Source organism: Mycolicibacterium vinylchloridicum (genome assembly GCF_013404075.1).
Classification (GTDB): domain Bacteria; phylum Actinomycetota; class Actinomycetes; order Mycobacteriales; family Mycobacteriaceae; genus Mycobacterium; species Mycobacterium vinylchloridicum.
Genome location: NZ_JACBJQ010000017.1, coordinates 110,264 through 127,259 on the forward strand (window position 1 = coordinate 110,264; position 16,996 = coordinate 127,259).

Consider the following 16,996-nt stretch of genomic DNA (forward strand, 5'->3'; position numbering starts at 1 on the left):
CCCGGTCACTGTGCGCCTCCGACGGATGAGCCGACGGACTGCGAATCGGCGAACTCCGCATATGTCTCGCACTCGGCCAGCAGTACATCGTGGGTGCCTGCGCCGACCACCCGGCCGCCGTCGATCACGATGATGTTGTCCGCGTGGGCGACGGTCGAAATGCGCTGGGAGACAATGATCACCGTGGCGCCGGCGGACGCCTCGCGAAGGGTCGTGCGGACCCGGGCGTCGGTGTGCACGTCAAGGGCCGAGAATGCATCGTCGAACAGATAGATTGCCGGGCGGCGGATGACTGCCCGCGCGATCGCCAGCCGCTGACGCTGACCGCCGGAGAAGTTGATGCCGCCCTGGGCAACTCGCATGTCGAGGCCGTCGGGATGGGCGCGTACAAAATCGTCGGCCGCCGCTACTCGCAACGCCGACCACATGTCGTCCTCGGTGACTGGCTGCCCTGGCCGTGCACCGAGCGCTAGGTTCTCGGCGACCGTGCCGGAGAACAGATAACCCCGTTGCGGCACCAGACCCAGCGTCGACCAGAGGGTCTCGGTGTCGTAGTCGCGGACATCGACGCCGTCGACGCGGACCGCTCCGCCGGTGACGTCGTAGAGCCGGCAGATCAGAGATATCAGCGTCGACTTCCCGGAGCCGGTGCTGCCGACGATCGCCGTCGTCGTCCCCGGCCGTGCGGTCAGCGAAACGCCCTCCAGGACAGGGCGTTCCGCGCCCGGGTAGCAGAACGTCGCGTTCTCGAGGGCGACCGCGCCCCGGATACCGCCGTGCGGGCGCCGTGGGGCGGCTGGGTTGCTGATTGCGGGCTGGGTGCCGAGCACCTCGGTGATGCGTTCGGCGCACACCGAGGCACGCGGCAACATCACCACGATCAGCGTGGCCATCATCACGGCCATCAGGATCTGCATGAAATAGGACAGGAACGCGATCAGCGAGCCGACCTGCATGTGTCCGCTGTCGATGCGCAGCCCGCCGAACCAGATCAGGGCGACGCTGGAGATGTTGATGGTCAAGGTGGTGACCGGCAGCATCAGCGCCTGCCAGCGGCCGGCGGCCAATGCGGTGTTCGACACCGCCACGTTGGCGACGGCGAACCGGTCTCGTTCGAACGATTCGCGGGCGAACGCCCGGATCACCCGGATGCCGGAGAGCTGTTCGCGCATCACGCGATTGATGCCGTCGATGAGACGTTGCATGCTGCGGAAGATCGGCAGCATCCGGGTGACGATCCAATAGTTCGACAGCGCCAGCACCGGAACACTCACGAGCAACAGCCAGGACAGCCCGGCGTCCTGGTGAATCGCCATGAAGATGCCGCCGATGCACATGATCGGCGCGGTCACCAGGACCGTCGTCGTCATCTGAGTCAGCACCTGGATCTGCTGGACGTCGTTGGTGGTGCGGGTCAGCAGCGACGGCGCCCCGAACCGCGCGGTCTCCTGCTCAGAGAAGGTGGTGACGTGGTGGAACATCGCCGATCGTAGGTCGCGACCGAAACCCATACCGGTGCGCGAGCCGAAGTAGACCGCGCCGATCGCGCACACCACCTGTAGTCCGGTCACCGCCAGCATCACCAGGCCGAGTTCGGCGATCAGTCCGGTGTCCCCCTTGGCTACGCCGTCATCGATGATCGCGGCGTTGACTGTCGGTAGATACAGGGAGGCCAGCGTGCTGACGGTCTGCAGCGCCATGACCGCGGCGACCAGCCACCGGTACGGCCGGACATACTGTCTCAGCAGCGCCAGGAGCATTTCGCTACTGTCGCATACGCCGCATCAACTTCTGGCGTGTAGTTGTTGCACCGCGTCACCTCCCGCCGCCGGAAATCTCAGCAAATCGGCAGGTCAAGCGGCATGTCGGTGGTTGAGGTAAGGGGTGGCCGCTACAGTGCATGCTGTGACTCGCAGCAGGTGCGCATGACAGCGACGCGCAAACTCGCGGTGGCTGCTGGGGCCGTAGCCATGATCGCCGCTCTCGGCGCGTGCTCGGACTCGGGCAGTGGCCCCGGCCAGACCACCGGCACCCAGGGCCCTAGCCAGCCGCAGGCCGGCAATGCCAAACACGGCCCGATGTTCCCCGAGTGCGGCGGCATCAGCGACCAGACGATGGCCGAGCAGACCCGCGTCACCGGTTTGGTGACCACGGCGAAGAACTCCATCGGCTGCCAGTGGCTGGCCGGCGGCGGCATCCTCGGGCCGCACTTCTCCTTCACCTGGTACCGGGGTAGCCCAATCGGACGTGAACGCAAGACCGAGGAACTGTCGCGCACCAGCGTCGAGGACATCAACATCGAGGGCCACAGCGGGTTCATCGCGATCGGCACTGATCCGACCCTGGGAGACAACCTGTGCGAGGTCGGGATCCAGTTCAACGACGACTTCATCGAATGGTCGGTCAGCTTCGCCGAGAAGCCGTTCCCGCCGGCCTGCGACGTGGCCAAAGAGCTGACCCGCCAATCGATCGTGAACGCCAAATGAGCCCGCGTCGCGTCCTGGCCGTCGCCGTCGCCGTGCTTTCCGCCCTGGTGCTGGTCAGTGGCTGTGCGAAGACGGTCGCCGGCACTGCGGCCAAGTCCGGCTCGGGCGTCACCCCGCGCAACGACAACTCCGCTCAGCAGTACCCGAACCTGCTCAAGGAGTGCGACGTCCTCACGACCGACATCCTGGCCAAGACGGTCGGGGCCGATCCGCTGGACATCCAGAGCACGTTTGTGGGCGCGGTCTGCCGCTGGCAGGCGGCCAACCCCGCGGGGCTGGTTGACATCACCCGGTTCTGGTACGAGCAGGGCAGCCTCGACAACGAGCGGTCGGTCGCCCAGTTCCTCAACTACCAAATCGAGAACCGCTCGATCGCCGGTGTGCCGTCGATCGTGATGCGGACCAGCGATCCGAACGGTGCATGCGGAGTGGCCAGTGACGCCGGCGGCGTCGTCGGGTGGTGGGTCAACCCGCAGGCGCCGGGTATCGACGCGTGCGGTCAGGCCATCAAGCTGATGGAGCTGACGCTGGCCACCAACTCCTGAGTCCGTCGATCCAGAACTGGGAGCGACAATTCTCCCCGGAGTTTGGCACTGCGTTCTGGATCGATGAATTAGCGCGGTATGTGAAATGCCCTCAGCGCGGCGCTGCTGAGTTGCAGGCCGGGCCAGCCGCTCGGCACCGACAACACCGCGATGGCCGACGTCGGGTACTTCATCGAGATCCGTTCGGCGGCCGCGCCGTCTGAGCGGTCCGGGTCGGCCAACCCGAGCGCCACCTGGCTCATCGTGGGTTCGTGGCCGACCACCATCAGGGTGGCGACGTCGTCGGAGACCTGGTTGATCTCGTCGATCATCGACCCGGGGGTGGCGCCGTAGAGCCGCTCGGAGTAGGTCACCGGCGCACTGATCTCGGTGCGATCCAGGGTTTGGCGGGTTCTGGTCGCCGAGGAGCACAGCACCAGGTCGATCGCCGGCATGTTGGCCCGCAGCCAGTCGCCTGCCAGGCCGGCTTCCCGGATGCCGCGAGCCGCCAGTGGCCGGTCGTGGTCGGCCACTCCGTTGGGGTAATCCGACTTGGCGTGGCGCATCAGGATCAGGGTGCGTGGGGGCGTGGTCACGGTGACAGGCTAAACGTGCCGCGGTACATGCCGGTCGAGGTCCGCGGACTTGTCGGCGCAGAGCCATACACTCCGCACAACACTCGCCGACGAGACAGGGAAGGGCCGAAGAAGACATGCGCTTCGTGCACACCGCCGACTGGCAGCTCGGCATGACGCGGCACTTCCTCGAAGGTGAAGCGCAGCCGCGCTACTCGGCCGCCCGGCGTGACGCGGTGGCCGGCCTCGGTGCGCTTGCCGAGGAGGCCGCGGCGGAGTTCCTCGTAGTGGCCGGCGATGTCTTCGAGCACAACCAGCTTGCCCCGAAAGTCATCAGCCAGTCACTGGAAGCCATGCGCGCCATCGGTGTTCCGGTGTATCTGCTGCCCGGCAACCATGACCCCCTGGACGCGTCGTCGGTGTACACCAGCGCGCTGTTCAACGCCGAGTGCCCTGACAACGTGATCGTCCTGGACCGCGACGGAGTGTGGGATGTGCGCCCGGGTGTGCAACTCGTCGTCGCCCCCTGGCGGACGAAGGCGCCGACCACCGACTTGGCGGCCGCGGTGCTGCGCGATCTTCCCGCCGACGGCACCACCCGCGTCCTGGTCGCGCACGGCGGGGTCGACGTGCTCGACCCGGATCCCGGCAAGGCGTCGCTGATCCGGATGGCCGCGCTGTCCGAGGCGCTCGACCGCGGCGCGGTCCACTATGTCGCTCTGGGCGACAAGCACTCTCGCACCTGTGTCGGTGACAGCGGACGGGTGTGGTATTCGGGTTCACCCGAAGTGACCAACTTCGACGACGTCGAGGCCGATCCGGGGCACGTCCTGGTGGTCGATGTCGATGAAGCCGACCCGGCCCATCCGGTGACTGTCGAGGCCCGCCACATCGGGCGGTGGCGGTTCGTCACGCTGCACCGCCAGGTCGACGACAGCCGCGACATCGCCGATCTCGACCTGAACCTCGACCTGCTGACGGACAAGGAGCGCACGGTCGTGCGGCTTGGGCTCACCGGTTCGCTCACCGTCACCGACCGCGCCGCGCTGGATGCCTGCCTGGACAAGTACGCCCGGCTGTTCGCCTGGCTGGGAACCTGGGACCGGCACACCAACATCGCGGTGATGCCCGCCGACGGTGAATTCGACGATCTCGGAATCGGTGGCTTCGCCGCGTCCGCCATCGACGAACTCGTCAGCACCGCCCGCTCCGGTGACGGTGATTCCGCTGCGGACGCGCAGGGCGCACTGGGGCTGTTGCTGCGGCTGGCCGGGGGGAGTGCGGCGTGAGACTGCACCGGCTGACACTGACCAACTATCGCGGAATCGCGCACCGCGACATCGAGTTTCCCGATCACGGGGTGGTCGTCGTGTGCGGGGCCAACGAAGTCGGCAAGACGTCGATGATCGAGGCGCTCGATCTGTTGCTCGAGTCCAAGGACCGCTCGACGAAGAAGGAAGTCAAGCAGGTCAAGCCCACGCACGCCGATGTTGGCTCCGAGGTCACTGCCGAGATCAGCACGGGCCCATACCGTTTCGTGTATCGCAAGCGGTTCCACAAGAAGTGTGAGACCGAGCTGACCATCACCGCGCCGCGCCGCGAGCAACTGACCGGGGACGAGGCTCACGAGCGGGTGTTGGCCATGCTCGGTGAAACGGTCGACACCGGGCTGTGGCACGCGCAGCGGGTCTTGCAGTCCGGCTCGATGGCGGCGGTGGACCTGTCCGAATGCGACGCGTTGTCGCGCGCCCTGGACCTGGCCGCCGGTGACGAGGCGGCGTTGTCGGGCACCGAACCGCTTCTGATCGAACGGATCGACGCCGAGTACGGCAGATACTTCACCGGGACGGGACGGCCGACGGGGGAATGGGCGGCGGCGATCGCGGCGCTGCGCGCCGCCGACGAGGAGGTGGCCCGGTGTGCGGCCGCGGTCGCCGAAGTCGACGAACGGGTGCGCAGGCATGCCGATCTGGTCGAGCAGCGGGCCGGGCTGGCCGATCGCCGCCACGGCGTCGCCGCGCGCTTGGCCGCCGCACAGGCGGCGGCCGGCGCGCTGGCCGAGCTTGCCGACCAACTGAAGCAGGCCGAGCTCGTCGCGACCGCGGCGCAGGCAACCTGCGCCGCGTCCGGCGCCGCGCAGGCCGAGCGTGTGCGATTGCGCGACGAGGTGGCCGCACGCGCCGTGGCGGTCTGCGAGTTGCAGGGGCAGCTGGCGATCGCGGTCGAGGCCGAAACCACCGCGCGGGAGGTCGCCGAAATGGCTGGTGCGGCAGCGGCGGAGGCGGCGGCCGCCGTCGTCGCTGCCGAAGCCGCTGCCGACGAGGCCCGCCGCGTCGTGGATGCGCTGGCCGGCGGCGAGGAGGCCAAGCGTCTAGCCGCGCGACTGGAGCGCGTCGAGGCGCTCGACGCGCAGTTGGTGACACTGAACACCAGCATTTCCGACATCACCCTGACGACAGAGGTGATGGCTGACATCGAGTCCGCCGCGGCCCTGGTCGAACGGATCGAGGCGCAGCTTGCGCTGACCGCCACCACGGTGGAGTTCACCGCGGCCACCGATCTCGAGCTGACCGTGGGCGGGCAGACCATCCGGTTGTCCTCGGGGGAGCGCTGGGTCCCCGCCACCTCGGCGTCCAGTACCGTCGAGCTGCCCGGGTTGCTGAGTGTGCGGATAGACCCGGGGGCCACCACGGCCGGTGTCCAAGAGAAACTCGATGCGGCACAGCGACTTCTGGGCGAGTCTCTTCGGCAGGGCGGTGCTGTCGACATCGAGGAGGCGCGGGCGATCGAGCGGCGTCGGCGGGAATTGACCGGCAACCGTGATCAGCTGGCGGCGACCTTGGCCGGGCTGTGTGAAGGCGAGGGGGTTGCGCAGATGTGCGCCCGGCTGGCGCAGCTGCACGAGGCGATCTCGCCGGAGCTGCTCGCCGCGGGCGCTGACGCCGCGGCCGCGCGGGAGGCGTTCGTCGGCGCCATCTCGGCCCGCGAGGATGCCCGCGCCCGCGCCGATCTGCACCAGCGGACGCTGACCGCTGCCAGTGCGCAGTTGACGGAGAAGGGCACGGCGGCAACGGTTCTGCGTTCGAAGGTGACCGACGCCACCGCTGAGCTCGACGCGGCGACCGAACGGCTCACGGCCCTGCGGGCCGGCAGCTCCGATGAGCAGGTGGCCGAACAAGCGGTTGCCGATGCCGAGGCGCACCGTCAGGCCGCCACCGCAGTCGCCGAACTCGAGCAGCGGTATGCCGCCGCGGATCCCGTTGCGGTGCAGGGGGAATTGGCCTCCGCCACTATCGCTGCTGCCGACCTGGACCGCGAGCACTCTGCTGTCGGGCAGGCACTCAACGACATCACCGTCGAGCTGGGCGTGATGGGCAACGAAGGACGCAAGGGCAGGCTCGACGCCGCCCAGATCGCACGCGAGCATGCCTTCGCCGAACACTCGCGGGTGTCCCGCCGCGCCAGGGCGGCCGAGCTGTTGCGGTCGGTCATGGCCCGGCACCGGGACAACACCCGCAAGCGGTACGTCGCACCGTTCCGCACTGAGATCGAGCGGCTGGGCCGTCCGGTGTTCGGGCCCACCTTCGAAGTCGAGATCGACAGCGATCTGCGAATCTGTAATCGCACGTTGGACGGTCGCACCGTCCCCTATGACTCGCTGTCGGGCGGGGCCAAGGAGCAGCTCGGCATTCTGGCGCGGCTGGCCGGCGCGGCGCTGGTCGCCTCGGAGGACAGCGTGCCGGTGGTCATCGACGACGCGCTGGGCTTCACCGACCCCGAACGGCTCACCAAGATGGGCGCCGTGTTCGACACGGTGGGCGATCACGGTCAGGTCATCGTGCTCACCTGCACACCGACCCGCTACCTAGGTGTGCAGGACGCTCACCTCATCGAGTTGACCGCCTGAGTCGGGGCAGACTAGAAGAGGGCTGTGCGCGGCAGCCAGTCCTCGTGGAGCCCAGCGTGCTGAGATTGTTCCGATTCGGACACGAAGGCGTAGATGGTTGAGGTGAGCAACTCGCGATCGTCCTCGGCCAGAGTGCGCTTGTCGCGGGTTAGGCTCGAAACGAGCTCACGAAATCTGTTTCTGAACTCGCTGGGTGTCAGCCCGAAGCGAGGAAGCGTCTCGTCCTCTGGCGGACCCCCGAACGGAATCCACCGAAGCACGAATTGCAGGATCTGCCTGTCATACCAATCCATTGTATCCGTCCTGCTCACCCAGTAATCAACGCGCGCAGTTGATTTCAGTCGGTCGCCTGGCGCGGAACAACCACTGCGAATTCAGATGACGGCAGTGACGTGACCGGCGCTGATGTGGCTGGTCAGGGCTCGCTCGAGCCTGCTGGAGGTGAGCACCCGCGCCTGCCGGGGAAAGACCTGTTCCATCAGCATTTGCTTTGTCGCCATGTCGGTATCGGAGATGCAGTCAGCCAAGACAATCAGCCGGTAGTCCCTGTCTGCCGCCTCCCGAACTGTTGACAACACGGCGCCGCTGGCGTGAATCCCGGCCAGGATCAATGTCGTGACACCCAGATTGGTCAGCATCTCATCGAGGTTCGTCGTCGAGAAGGCGCCGAGCCGGGTCTTGCGCACGACGATGTCGCTAGGTGTGACGGCAAGGCCTGGGTGCAGCTCGGCACCGGAAGTACCGTTGCGCAACCGCCTCTCGGCGGCGAGGGCAGTGAACTCCTTGTTGGTCGAAGGGGTGAACCGATAGTCGCAGTCTTCGAACGCCAGTCGGGTGAAGGCGACATGGCCGCAGAGTCGACGCATCATTTCGATGGCCGAGTTGGTTCGAAACATCAGTGCGCGGGAGTTCTCTACCGACCTCAGCGCTTCGGGTTGGCAATCGAGGACCAACAACGCGCATTGCGACGGGTCGAGATCGTCGGACTCCGTTGCTGCCTGCATCCGATGGCCCGATCTTTGCGGCTCGCCGCGCAACCACGTCAGTCTCGGGTGGAAGCTCTTCGATTGCAATAGATATCGCTGCACCAGACTGCTACTCATGTCCAATCCCTTCGTGGCACCCCGCATCCACATGAAATCTCTGCCCTTGATTCCACCGGGAGTCAGCGCTCTTGACAACGAGAGCGTCTTCAGATGGTGAGTAGCCGCAGACCTACCGCGCGGTCCACCCGCCATCGACCGCGAGGACCTGGCCGGTGAGGTAGGAACCGGCGCCACTCGCCAACAACAGCAGGGCGCCCGACAGCTCACTCGCCCGCCCGGGCCGGTTCATCGGGGTGTTGCGCCGGACGTAGGAAGCACCTGCTTCGTCATCGAGTAGGTCGGCGGTTGCCTCGCTTGGGAAGAATCCCGGCGCAAGGGCGTTGACGCGGATGTTGTATCGAGCCCACTGCACCGCTAGCTCCCGAGTCATGTTGATAAGGCCGCCCTTTGATGCGCAGTAGGCAGCTTGGCGATTGGGTGCCGAGGCCACTAAACCGAGAATGGAGGCCACGTTCACGATGCTTCCGCCCCCGTTCTCGATCATCTGCCGCCCAACGAGCTGGGTTAACCGAAATGCCCCCACCAGGTTGACGTCGAGCACGTAGCGGAAGTCGTCCAACGACTCTTCTTCTGCGCGTGCGGGTATGCTCAGCCCCGCGTTGTTGACCAGGATGTCCACGTTGCCGACGCGGTCGGAGATCTCTCGGTGTGCAGATTCGACCGAGGACGGGTCGGAGACGTCGCAGGTGACCGCGATCAGCCCGGGATGGCCCTCGCAGAGACCAGCCAATCGATCCGAACGCCTTGCGGCGACAACGACATTGGCTCCGGCGGCTCGCAGGGTCAGTGCAAATTGCACCCCAAGTCCGCTCGATGCGCCGGTGACGAGTGCGGTGCGACCGGTCAGATCGAACAGCTGAGCCGGTGCGGGTGCCGTGACCGGGCCCGAGGATTCGGTGTCGACAACCGTCATGTGTCACTTGCCTTTTGTTGTTCGGCATCCATCAGATCAATCCAGCGTTGCACCGGCATGCCGGCCAGGGCCACCCCGTGTTCGCCCGGCGAGCTGGCCAGCGCCGCGCGGCCCATGATGAGTGCGCGGGTGGCGCAGGCGGCGTTGTCGGCCGCGATTGCGAGTGCGTCGGGAGCATCACTGAAAGTTCCGGCCGGCAAGAAGCTGGCGTAGCCGTGGGCGACTGCTGCGGCCCCCACAGTGAGGCTGCTTGCCTGGGCAGAGGTGATGCCCGGTATCGCCGAGGCGGGCACCAGAAATGCCTCCACCACCGGCCGGACCGCGTCGATCAACTTGGCGTTGCCGCCCAGAAAGACATCCTTGGTGTAGAGCACCGCGAACAGCGCCGGATGTTGCGCGGCGAACTCCACGTAGGCCCGGGACGCGCGCACCAGGCGCTCGACGGGGTCGGTGGCGTCCCCGACGACTTGGGAGATATGTGTGGTCATGGTCTCGCAAGCCCGCACGGCGACCTCGGTCAACAGGTCCTCGCGGTCGGCGAAATGTCGGTACGGCGCACCCGGGCTGACATTCAGCCTTCGGCACGCCTCGGCTATCGAGAACGACGCGACCCCGTCCTGGGTGATGAGCTCGATCGCAAGATCGATCAATGCGTCCCGCAGATTTCCGTGGTGGTACGTCCCACGACGACTACGCGCGGTAGTACCCACCTCCCTAGTTGCCACCCCACGAATGTTAATGGTCATCACATCAACGGACAAGGGGTGGCATCGCCACCATGATCCGTGTCTTGCGTCACATGTAAAAGCCACTTACACTGACCGCATCAGATGCCATGTGAATGGTCATTACATCTCGTCAATGCTGGAGGATCAACGGTGGCAAGTCCGGAGAAATCAATGGTCAGGTCGCTGCAGCGGGGCCTGCGGATCATCAACGTGGTCGCCGAGGAGGGGCCGCTGCACGCCAAACTGGTGGCCCGATCGGTGAAGCTGCCACTACCCACCGCGTATCACCTGCTACGCACGCTGGTGCACGACAAGTACCTGGTGCGCCTCGATGACGGCAGCTATGTTCTGGGCGACGGCTTCCATGGCGAGCTGTCCGGGATTCACGGCACAGATCACCGGCTGCTCTGCGCGGCGGGGCAAAACTGAGCCGTGCTCCCGCAATCGACAGCGCAACCGACCCTGATTCAGAGTCTTCAGCGTGGCATGCAGTTGGTGGCCGCGGTCACTGAGCAGGGACCGCTGACCGCCCGCGCCCTCAGCGACGCGACCGGAATAGTGCTCCCCACGACCTATCACCTGCTTCGCACGCTGGTCCATGAGGGTTACCTGTGCCGGTGTGCCGACGGCCGGTACGGCTTGGGTGAGCAATTCACGTCCGTGGCCCAGCTGGAACGACGCGCGCGTGGGCTGCGGCTGATACGGGAGGAGATGGCTGCACTCGCCGGCGCAGGCCGAGTAAACGTGGCCGTCGGAGCCCTGCGCGTCGAAGAGGTCGTCGTAACTCACTTCGTTGCGCATCCGTCCGCGCCACGGCTCGAATGTTGGCCTGGCATGCCGGTTCCCGCGCATGCCACCGCCATCGGAAAGGCGATCCTGGCCCGGATGTCATCCGATCAACGCGCCGGCTACCTCGCCTGGCATCCCCTCGAGGTCTTCACTGGTCAGACTGTCACGACGCGCTGGCGGCTCGAGGAGGACTTGAGCGCGTCCCACCTGATCCGCAGCGATCAGCAGTTTCACTATGGAATAGCTTGTGCGGCAGTACCTCTGAAACTCGAATCGGGAATCGCCGCACTGGGTGCGTCGTACTCCTCGGCTCGTCCGGAACGCTTCCGCGGCGGCATCGACGATCTGCTGGTCGATGCCGCCAACCGGATCGCCGAGGCGATGGAACTCACCGGACCCACATCCTGACTGGCGCCCAGTCCGCGACGGGCAACGCGGCCCGCTACGTCTGCCTCGCCATCTGAAATGCGGCCCGTTGCCGCAAACCGGCCGGTGTAATGCACTCGTAAGACGAGCCGTTGACTTCGGCAGGCCGCAACCGAGTTGCGCCCCGGCATCGTCATCGTGGTAACCGGACAGGAGATCTCGAGAAGTATGTCCTTGGCAAGTGACAGCACGGTCAAGAGCGAATCAACGGTCGTCGGGCTGCTGGCCAAGTGCGTCGAGGAGCACCCCGACGCGATGTTCCTGGATCTGGCCGGCGTCGAGTACAGCTATGCCGACGTGTGGCAACGGTCGCTGGATCTGGCCGGCGCGCTTCGGGCCGGCGGTGTGCGGTCCGGCCAGACGGTGGTGAGCCTGCAGGACACCCACATCGATGCCGTTGCGTCCTGGATCGGCGCCAATATGCTCGGTGCCGTCTGGGTGGGGGTCAACACCGCGCTGCGGGGGGAGTTCCTCCGACATGTGGTCACCGACGCCGGCGCCGCTGTGGTGGTTGCCGAGCCTGACCTCGTAGACCGGCTCAATGCGATCGGTGCACAGCTGCCTTATGTCGAGCTTGTCCTGCAACGAGGTTCAGAGCCGCCACGGGCCGGGCGCCGGCTTCGTATCGAGGCGCTCGACGATTACCGGTGCCGCCCGGTGCCAGACCCGCAGATGGGCACACCAAGTGATTTGACCTGTCTGACCTATACCGGCGGCACCACGGGCCCGTCGAAGGGCTGCATGATCAGCAATGCGTACGCCGTGAACATCGGCCGTCGTGGTCTGTTGCAGACCCAGCGCCAGCGCGACGAAGTGAACTGGAACCCGTTGCCGATGTTTCACCTCAACGTGCTGTCGATGACGCTGATCGGGACCATGCTCATCGGTGGTAGTGCTGCACTGGCGCAACGGTTTTCGGCATCGCGGTTTTGGCCCGAGATTGAACGCACCGGTGCTCGGGTGGTCAACCTGATCGGCGGGCTGCCGGCGATTCTGGCCCAGCTGCCGGACACCCCCGAATCCCAGCGGTGCTTCGGACAGATCAGGATGGTGCATGCGGTGCCTTTTCCAGTGCACCTTCAAGACATCTGGCGCAAGCGATTCGGGGTGAAAATACCTGGGGCCCTGGGCTACGGGATGACCGAGGTCTTTCCCATCACGTTTTCCGCGCCGAACGACCAGGCGCCTCCTGAGTCAGCCGGGCGTGTCAACAGTGAGGATCTGGAAGTCCGTGTCGTCGATGACGACGACAATCAGGTCAACCCCGGTGAGGTCGGTGAGATCGTCTGCCGGCCCAAGCGGTCCAACGTGATGTTCGGTGGCTATTGGCGTTGCCCGGAGGCGACCGTGGCGGCCACTCGAAATCTGTGGTTCCACACCGGCGACCTCGGCCGTTTCGACGAGGCCGGGTTCTTCTACTTCGTCGACCGCAAGAACGACTACATGCGGCGCCGCGGCGAGAACATCTCCAGCCAGGAGTTGGAGGCCACATTTCTCTCCCACCCGGACATCGTGCAGGTCGCGGTGCACGCCGTGCCGTCGGAGCTCACCGAGGACGACGTCAAGGTCACTGCGGTGCTGCGGGCGGAATCGACTCTGACACCGGCCGCGCTGTTCGAGTGGTCCAAGGAGTGGGTGCCCTACTTCGCCCTGCCGCGCTACATCGAATTCAGATCGGAGTTACCGGTGAGTCCGCTTGGCAGAGTGCATAAATACCAGTTGCGCGACGAAGGATGCACCGCTGACACCTGGGATCGCGAGACCGCCGCGGTGTCCTGGGAACGCCGATGAGTGCCGGCGAGCTGCGGGACCGCTGCGGAATCGTCGGTGTCGGCAATACCGACTTCACCTTCAACTCTGGGCGGTCGACGCTGACCCTGGCGGCTCAGGCTGCCAGCGCCGCGATTTGCGATGCCGGACTGGAGCCGGCTGATATCGACGGCATCGTGCGTTGCGAGATGGACGAAGTCCTGCATGCCGATCTGGCCGCTACCTTGGGTATGCCGAACGTGAGCTTCTGGGGTGCCGGCAGTTGGGCGGGCGCCGCACCGTGCGGCATGGTCGGTCTTGCGGTCAATGCGATTCTCGCGGGCCAGGCGACCAACGTGCTGGTGTTCCGTTCGCTCAACGGCAGATCCGGCCGGCGGTTCGGGCGGGAATGGTCGAGCGGCCATTCCGTGGGTGGTGGTGGGAGCTACCTCGAGTTCCTGGCGCCGTACGGACTTCAGTCACCCGGGATGGCGTACGCACTCTTTGCACGCAAGCACATGATCGATTACGGAACAACCAATGAGCAGCTGGGCCACATTGCGGTCGCCTGCCACGCTCGGGCGAATCAGAACCCCGGAGCCCAACGCCATGGGCACCCTCTGACGATGGCCGACTACCTGGCATCGCGGATGATCGCCGATCCGCTCCGTCGCTACGACTTCTGTCTGGAAACCGACGGTGCCGCCGCTGTTATCGTCTCGGCTGCCGAGCAGGCGAGGGACGGCGCCAAGCCAACGGTCCTTATCCGGGCGGTGACCCAGGGCGACGAGCGCATGGCGCGACAGGGTGGGCTGTGGGGCAACCTACTCACCGGACCGCTGACGAATGCCAGTGCCGCCCTTGCGGACCGGCTCTACCGGCTGGCGGGAATGGGGCCGGCGGACATCGACGTCGCTCAGTTCTACGACTGCTTCACGATCACCGTGCTGATGCAGCTCGAAGACTACGGATTCTGTGGACGCGGCGAGGGGGGACCGTTCGCCGCCAGCGGCGCATTGGAACTGGACGGATCGCTACCGATCAATACTTCAGGCGGCAACCTGGCCGACGGCTACATTCACGGGCTCAGCCACATCGTCGAGGGTGTCCGGCAGCTGCGTGGCGAGTCCACGGCGACTGTTCCCGGCGCTGAAACATGTCTTGTCACCTCCGGGATGCCCGGCCCGGGTTCCAGTGCCCTGATTCTGCGCACCGGCTAATGCGCGCCGAGAGGAGAATAGTTGTGAGCGAACCGATCTACATTCTGGGTGGATGGCAGTCCGACTTCGCCGAGAAGGCGCCGGACGGCGAGATCTATCCGCTGCTCGAAGCCGCCACGGTGGGCGCCTTGGCGGACGCCCACGTCGGGCCCGGCGATGTCGACGTGATCCACGTGGGCAACTTCGCCGGTGAGATCTTCAACGGCCAAGGGCAATTGGGCGGCATGGTGGCCGCCGTCCGTCCCGACCTTGCCGGCAAACCCGCATCCCGGCACGAAGCTGCCTGTGCGTCGGGCAGCATGGCGGCGATGGCGGCGATGGCGGATCTGGAGAGTGGCCGCTATGACTGCGCGCTCGTCGTCGGCGCCGAGGTGCTTCGCAACATCGGCGGCCAGGAAGCCGGTCTGCGGTTGGGCTGCGCAGCGTGGGCCGGCCGGGAAGTGGTCGACGAACCGTTCCCATGGCCGGCGATGTTCGGCAGCATCGGTGAGGAGTACGACCGCCGCTACGGCCTGGACCATCGTCATCTCGGACGCATCGCCGAGATCAACATCTCCAATGCACGGCGAAATCCCAGGGCGCAGACCAGAAGCTGGGAATTGAGCAAGGAGTCCTTCTACGAGGACGACATTCAGAATCCGGTGGTGCGCGGGCCGCTTCGGCGCCAAGACTGTAGCCGGATCACCGACGGATCGGCCGCCGTCGTGCTGGCGTCTCGCAGCTTCGCCGCGAGCTGGGCGCGATATCGTAACGTCACCCTTGACGGCATACCCCGAATCCTGGGGTGGGGACACCGCACCGGAACGATGCTGTTGGCGGACAAGTTCGCGGCCAGCACCGACAGCGAGTACGTCTTCCCGCACTTGCGCCAGGCCATCCTCGACGCGTATCGGCGGGCCGGCTGTAATGGTCCCGCCGATCTGGATCTGATCGAAACCCACGACTGCTTCTCGGTTTCGGAGTACGTCGCCATCGACCATTTCGGCATCACCTCGCCGGGCAAGTCCTGGCAGGCCATCGAAGACGGTGTCATCGAGTTCGGTGGTGAACTGCCGATCAATCCCAGCGGCGGACTGCTCGGCTTGGGGCATCCGGTCGGGGCAACCGGGGTGCGGATGCTGCTGGACGGTGCTCGGCAGACGACCGGGCGGGCCGGTGATTACCAGGTACCAGACGCAAAACGGGTCGGCCTGTTGAACATTGGCGGCTCAGCCACCACTGTCGCGAGCTTCATCGTCGGCCTCGACTGACTTCCGACATCTCATCATCTGAAGACTCGGCCATTGCCCGCCCCGGCGGCGTCGGCGATTCTTGCCAGTAACGAACTCCTTCTGCCGATTCCACGCCTGAAATTTGGAGGGACCATGGCCTCAAATCTGATCATCGACACCGACACTCACATCACCGAACCACCGGACCTGTGGACGTCCAGGATGTCGCGCAGCCGCTGGGGCAACATGATCCCGGAAGTGAAGTGGGTCGAAGAGAAGCAGGGCGAGTACTGGTGCATGGACGGCCAGCCGGTGTTTACCGTCGGCACCTGCATCATGGTTCCCGACGAGGACGGCAAGCCGATGCGCTCGCCGAGATTCCCCGACTATGCCGACCGGTTCGCCTCGATGCATCCCTCCGCCTACGACGCCAAGGCTCGGCTGGAGGTGATGGACGCTTATGGCATCCAGGCCGCCGCGTTGTTCCCGAACCTGGGGTTCGTCGGCCCCAACATCTTCGCGGTGGCCGGGCCCGACGCCTTGGAGTTCCAGACCGCCGCGTTGCAGGCCTACAACGACTTCCTGCTCGAGTGGAGCTCGGTGGCACCCGACCGGCTGCTGTCTTTGGCGCTGATCCCGTACTGGGACGTGAATGCGGCAGTGGCCGAGATCGAGCGGTGTGCCGCGGCGGGGCACAGGGGATTGGTGTCCACCGGCAAGCCGCACGAGCACGGCTATCCGCTGTTGGCAGACCGCTATTGGGATCCGATGTGGGCCGCGGCCGAGGACGCCGGATTGTCGATCAGCTTCCACGTCGGTGGTGGCAACCTGAGCCGGCATATGAACGACGAGCGCACCCGGGTCGAGGGTTGGCGTGCGACGCTGACCCGATTGACGACCTCATTCTTCCTGGAGAGCGGCATCACCCTGGCCGATCTGTTGATGTCCGGTGTGCTGGCCCGCTACCCGAAGTTGCGGTTCATCTCCGTGGAGAGCGCAGTCGGCTGGATCCCATTCCTGCTGGAGGCCTTGGACTTCCACTTCGACAAGTACGAGCCGTGGCGTGAACGAGCTGAGTTCTCCGCCGACGGCATGAAGCCCAGCGACTACTTCCACCGCCAGGTCTTCGCCAACTACTGGTACGAAGACCTCAAGCCGTGGCACATCGAGGCCATCGGCGCGGACAACTTGCTGTTCGAGACCGACTACCCGCACCAGACCTGTCTGGACCGCCAGGAAATCGAGGATTCGATCAACGAAGGCCTGCGCGGTGTGGACGATACGGTCAAGGAAAAGATCCTCTGGCGCAACGCCGCATCGCTGTTCAATATGGACATCGCCAAGCTCGAGAGCCTTTCCTGA

Annotated in this window: 15 protein-coding genes; 10 read left to right on the forward strand and 5 right to left on the reverse strand. The window is 65.7% G+C overall.

The features are described 5' to 3' along the window. Window positions 1–5 precede the first annotated feature (5 nt). Entirely contained in the window at window positions 6–1,760 is a 1,755-nt protein-coding gene (locus HPC46_RS16255) for an ABC transporter ATP-binding protein (protein WP_179471607.1), read from the reverse strand. 165 nt (window positions 1,761–1,925) lie between these two features. On the opposite strand from HPC46_RS16255, the gene HPC46_RS16260 reads away from it, so the two are divergent. Next, window positions 1,926–2,486, forward strand: a complete 561-nt coding sequence (locus HPC46_RS16260) for a DUF3558 domain-containing protein (RefSeq protein ID WP_179471609.1) — start codon at window positions 1,926–1,928, stop codon at window positions 2,484–2,486. Next, complete coding sequence (locus HPC46_RS16265) at window positions 2,483–3,031, forward strand: DUF3558 domain-containing protein (protein ID WP_179471611.1); 549 nt, start codon at window positions 2,483–2,485, stop codon at window positions 3,029–3,031. Before HPC46_RS16260 ends, HPC46_RS16265 begins: the two co-directional genes overlap by 4 nt. 68 nt (window positions 3,032–3,099) lie before the next feature. Here the strand turns inward: HPC46_RS16265 and HPC46_RS16270 are convergent, their stop codons facing one another. Then, window positions 3,100–3,576: a SixA phosphatase family protein gene (locus HPC46_RS16270; protein ID WP_179471673.1), complete on the reverse strand. Its 477-nt coding sequence runs from the start codon at window positions 3,574–3,576 to the stop codon at window positions 3,100–3,102. 146 nt (window positions 3,577–3,722) lie between these two features. Between HPC46_RS16270 and HPC46_RS16275 the strand changes: the two genes are divergently transcribed. Both HPC46_RS16275 and HPC46_RS16280 read left to right on the forward strand, forming a co-directional pair. After that, on the forward strand, window positions 3,723–4,874 hold the full coding sequence (locus HPC46_RS16275; RefSeq protein ID WP_179471613.1) for a metallophosphoesterase family protein: 1,152 nt from the start codon (window positions 3,723–3,725) through the stop codon (window positions 4,872–4,874). Next, window positions 4,871–7,492, forward strand: a complete 2,622-nt coding sequence (locus HPC46_RS16280) for an AAA family ATPase (protein WP_179471614.1) — start codon at window positions 4,871–4,873, stop codon at window positions 7,490–7,492. The genes HPC46_RS16275 and HPC46_RS16280 overlap by 4 nt, the downstream gene beginning before the upstream one ends. Window positions 7,493–7,866: 374 nt before the next feature. On the opposite strand, the gene HPC46_RS16285 is transcribed toward HPC46_RS16280, so the two are convergent. From HPC46_RS16285 to HPC46_RS16295, 3 genes are all read right to left on the reverse strand, one after another. Further along, window positions 7,867–8,529, reverse strand: a complete 663-nt coding sequence (locus HPC46_RS16285; protein ID WP_179471616.1) for a cysteine hydrolase family protein — start codon at window positions 8,527–8,529, stop codon at window positions 7,867–7,869. Between the two features lie 178 nt (window positions 8,530–8,707). Beyond that, window positions 8,708–9,511, reverse strand: a complete 804-nt coding sequence (locus HPC46_RS16290) for an SDR family NAD(P)-dependent oxidoreductase (protein ID WP_179471618.1) — start codon at window positions 9,509–9,511, stop codon at window positions 8,708–8,710. Beyond that, the gene (locus HPC46_RS16295) at window positions 9,508–10,236 is read right to left on the reverse strand and encodes a TetR/AcrR family transcriptional regulator (protein ID WP_179471620.1); all 729 of its coding nucleotides are present in this window, start codon (window positions 10,234–10,236) and stop codon (window positions 9,508–9,510) included. The genes HPC46_RS16290 and HPC46_RS16295 overlap by 4 nt, the downstream gene beginning before the upstream one ends. Window positions 10,237–10,389: 153 nt before the next feature. Between HPC46_RS16295 and HPC46_RS16300 the strand changes: the two genes are divergently transcribed. From HPC46_RS16300 to HPC46_RS16325, 6 genes are all read left to right on the forward strand, one after another. Then, window positions 10,390–10,668, forward strand: coding sequence for a helix-turn-helix domain-containing protein (locus tag HPC46_RS16300; protein WP_179471622.1), 279 nt, complete (start codon window positions 10,390–10,392; stop codon window positions 10,666–10,668). 3 nt (window positions 10,669–10,671) lie between these two features. Further along, window positions 10,672–11,436: an IclR family transcriptional regulator gene (locus HPC46_RS16305; RefSeq protein WP_325096687.1), complete on the forward strand. Its 765-nt coding sequence runs from the start codon at window positions 10,672–10,674 to the stop codon at window positions 11,434–11,436. Between the two features lie 192 nt (window positions 11,437–11,628). Next, window positions 11,629–13,245 (forward strand): AMP-binding protein, encoded by a 1,617-nt coding sequence (locus HPC46_RS16310; protein WP_218894240.1) that lies wholly within the window; start codon window positions 11,629–11,631, stop codon window positions 13,243–13,245. Next, on the forward strand, window positions 13,242–14,423 hold the full coding sequence (locus HPC46_RS16315; RefSeq protein WP_179471628.1) for a thiolase C-terminal domain-containing protein: 1,182 nt from the start codon (window positions 13,242–13,244) through the stop codon (window positions 14,421–14,423). The genes HPC46_RS16310 and HPC46_RS16315 overlap by 4 nt, the downstream gene beginning before the upstream one ends. Beyond that, on the forward strand, window positions 14,423–15,673 hold the full coding sequence (locus HPC46_RS16320; protein ID WP_218894241.1) for an acetyl-CoA acetyltransferase: 1,251 nt from the start codon (window positions 14,423–14,425) through the stop codon (window positions 15,671–15,673). Before HPC46_RS16315 ends, HPC46_RS16320 begins: the two co-directional genes overlap by 1 nt. A 114-nt stretch (window positions 15,674–15,787) precedes the next feature. Next, on the forward strand, window positions 15,788–16,996 hold the full coding sequence (locus tag HPC46_RS16325; protein WP_179471632.1) for an amidohydrolase family protein: 1,209 nt from the start codon (window positions 15,788–15,790) through the stop codon (window positions 16,994–16,996).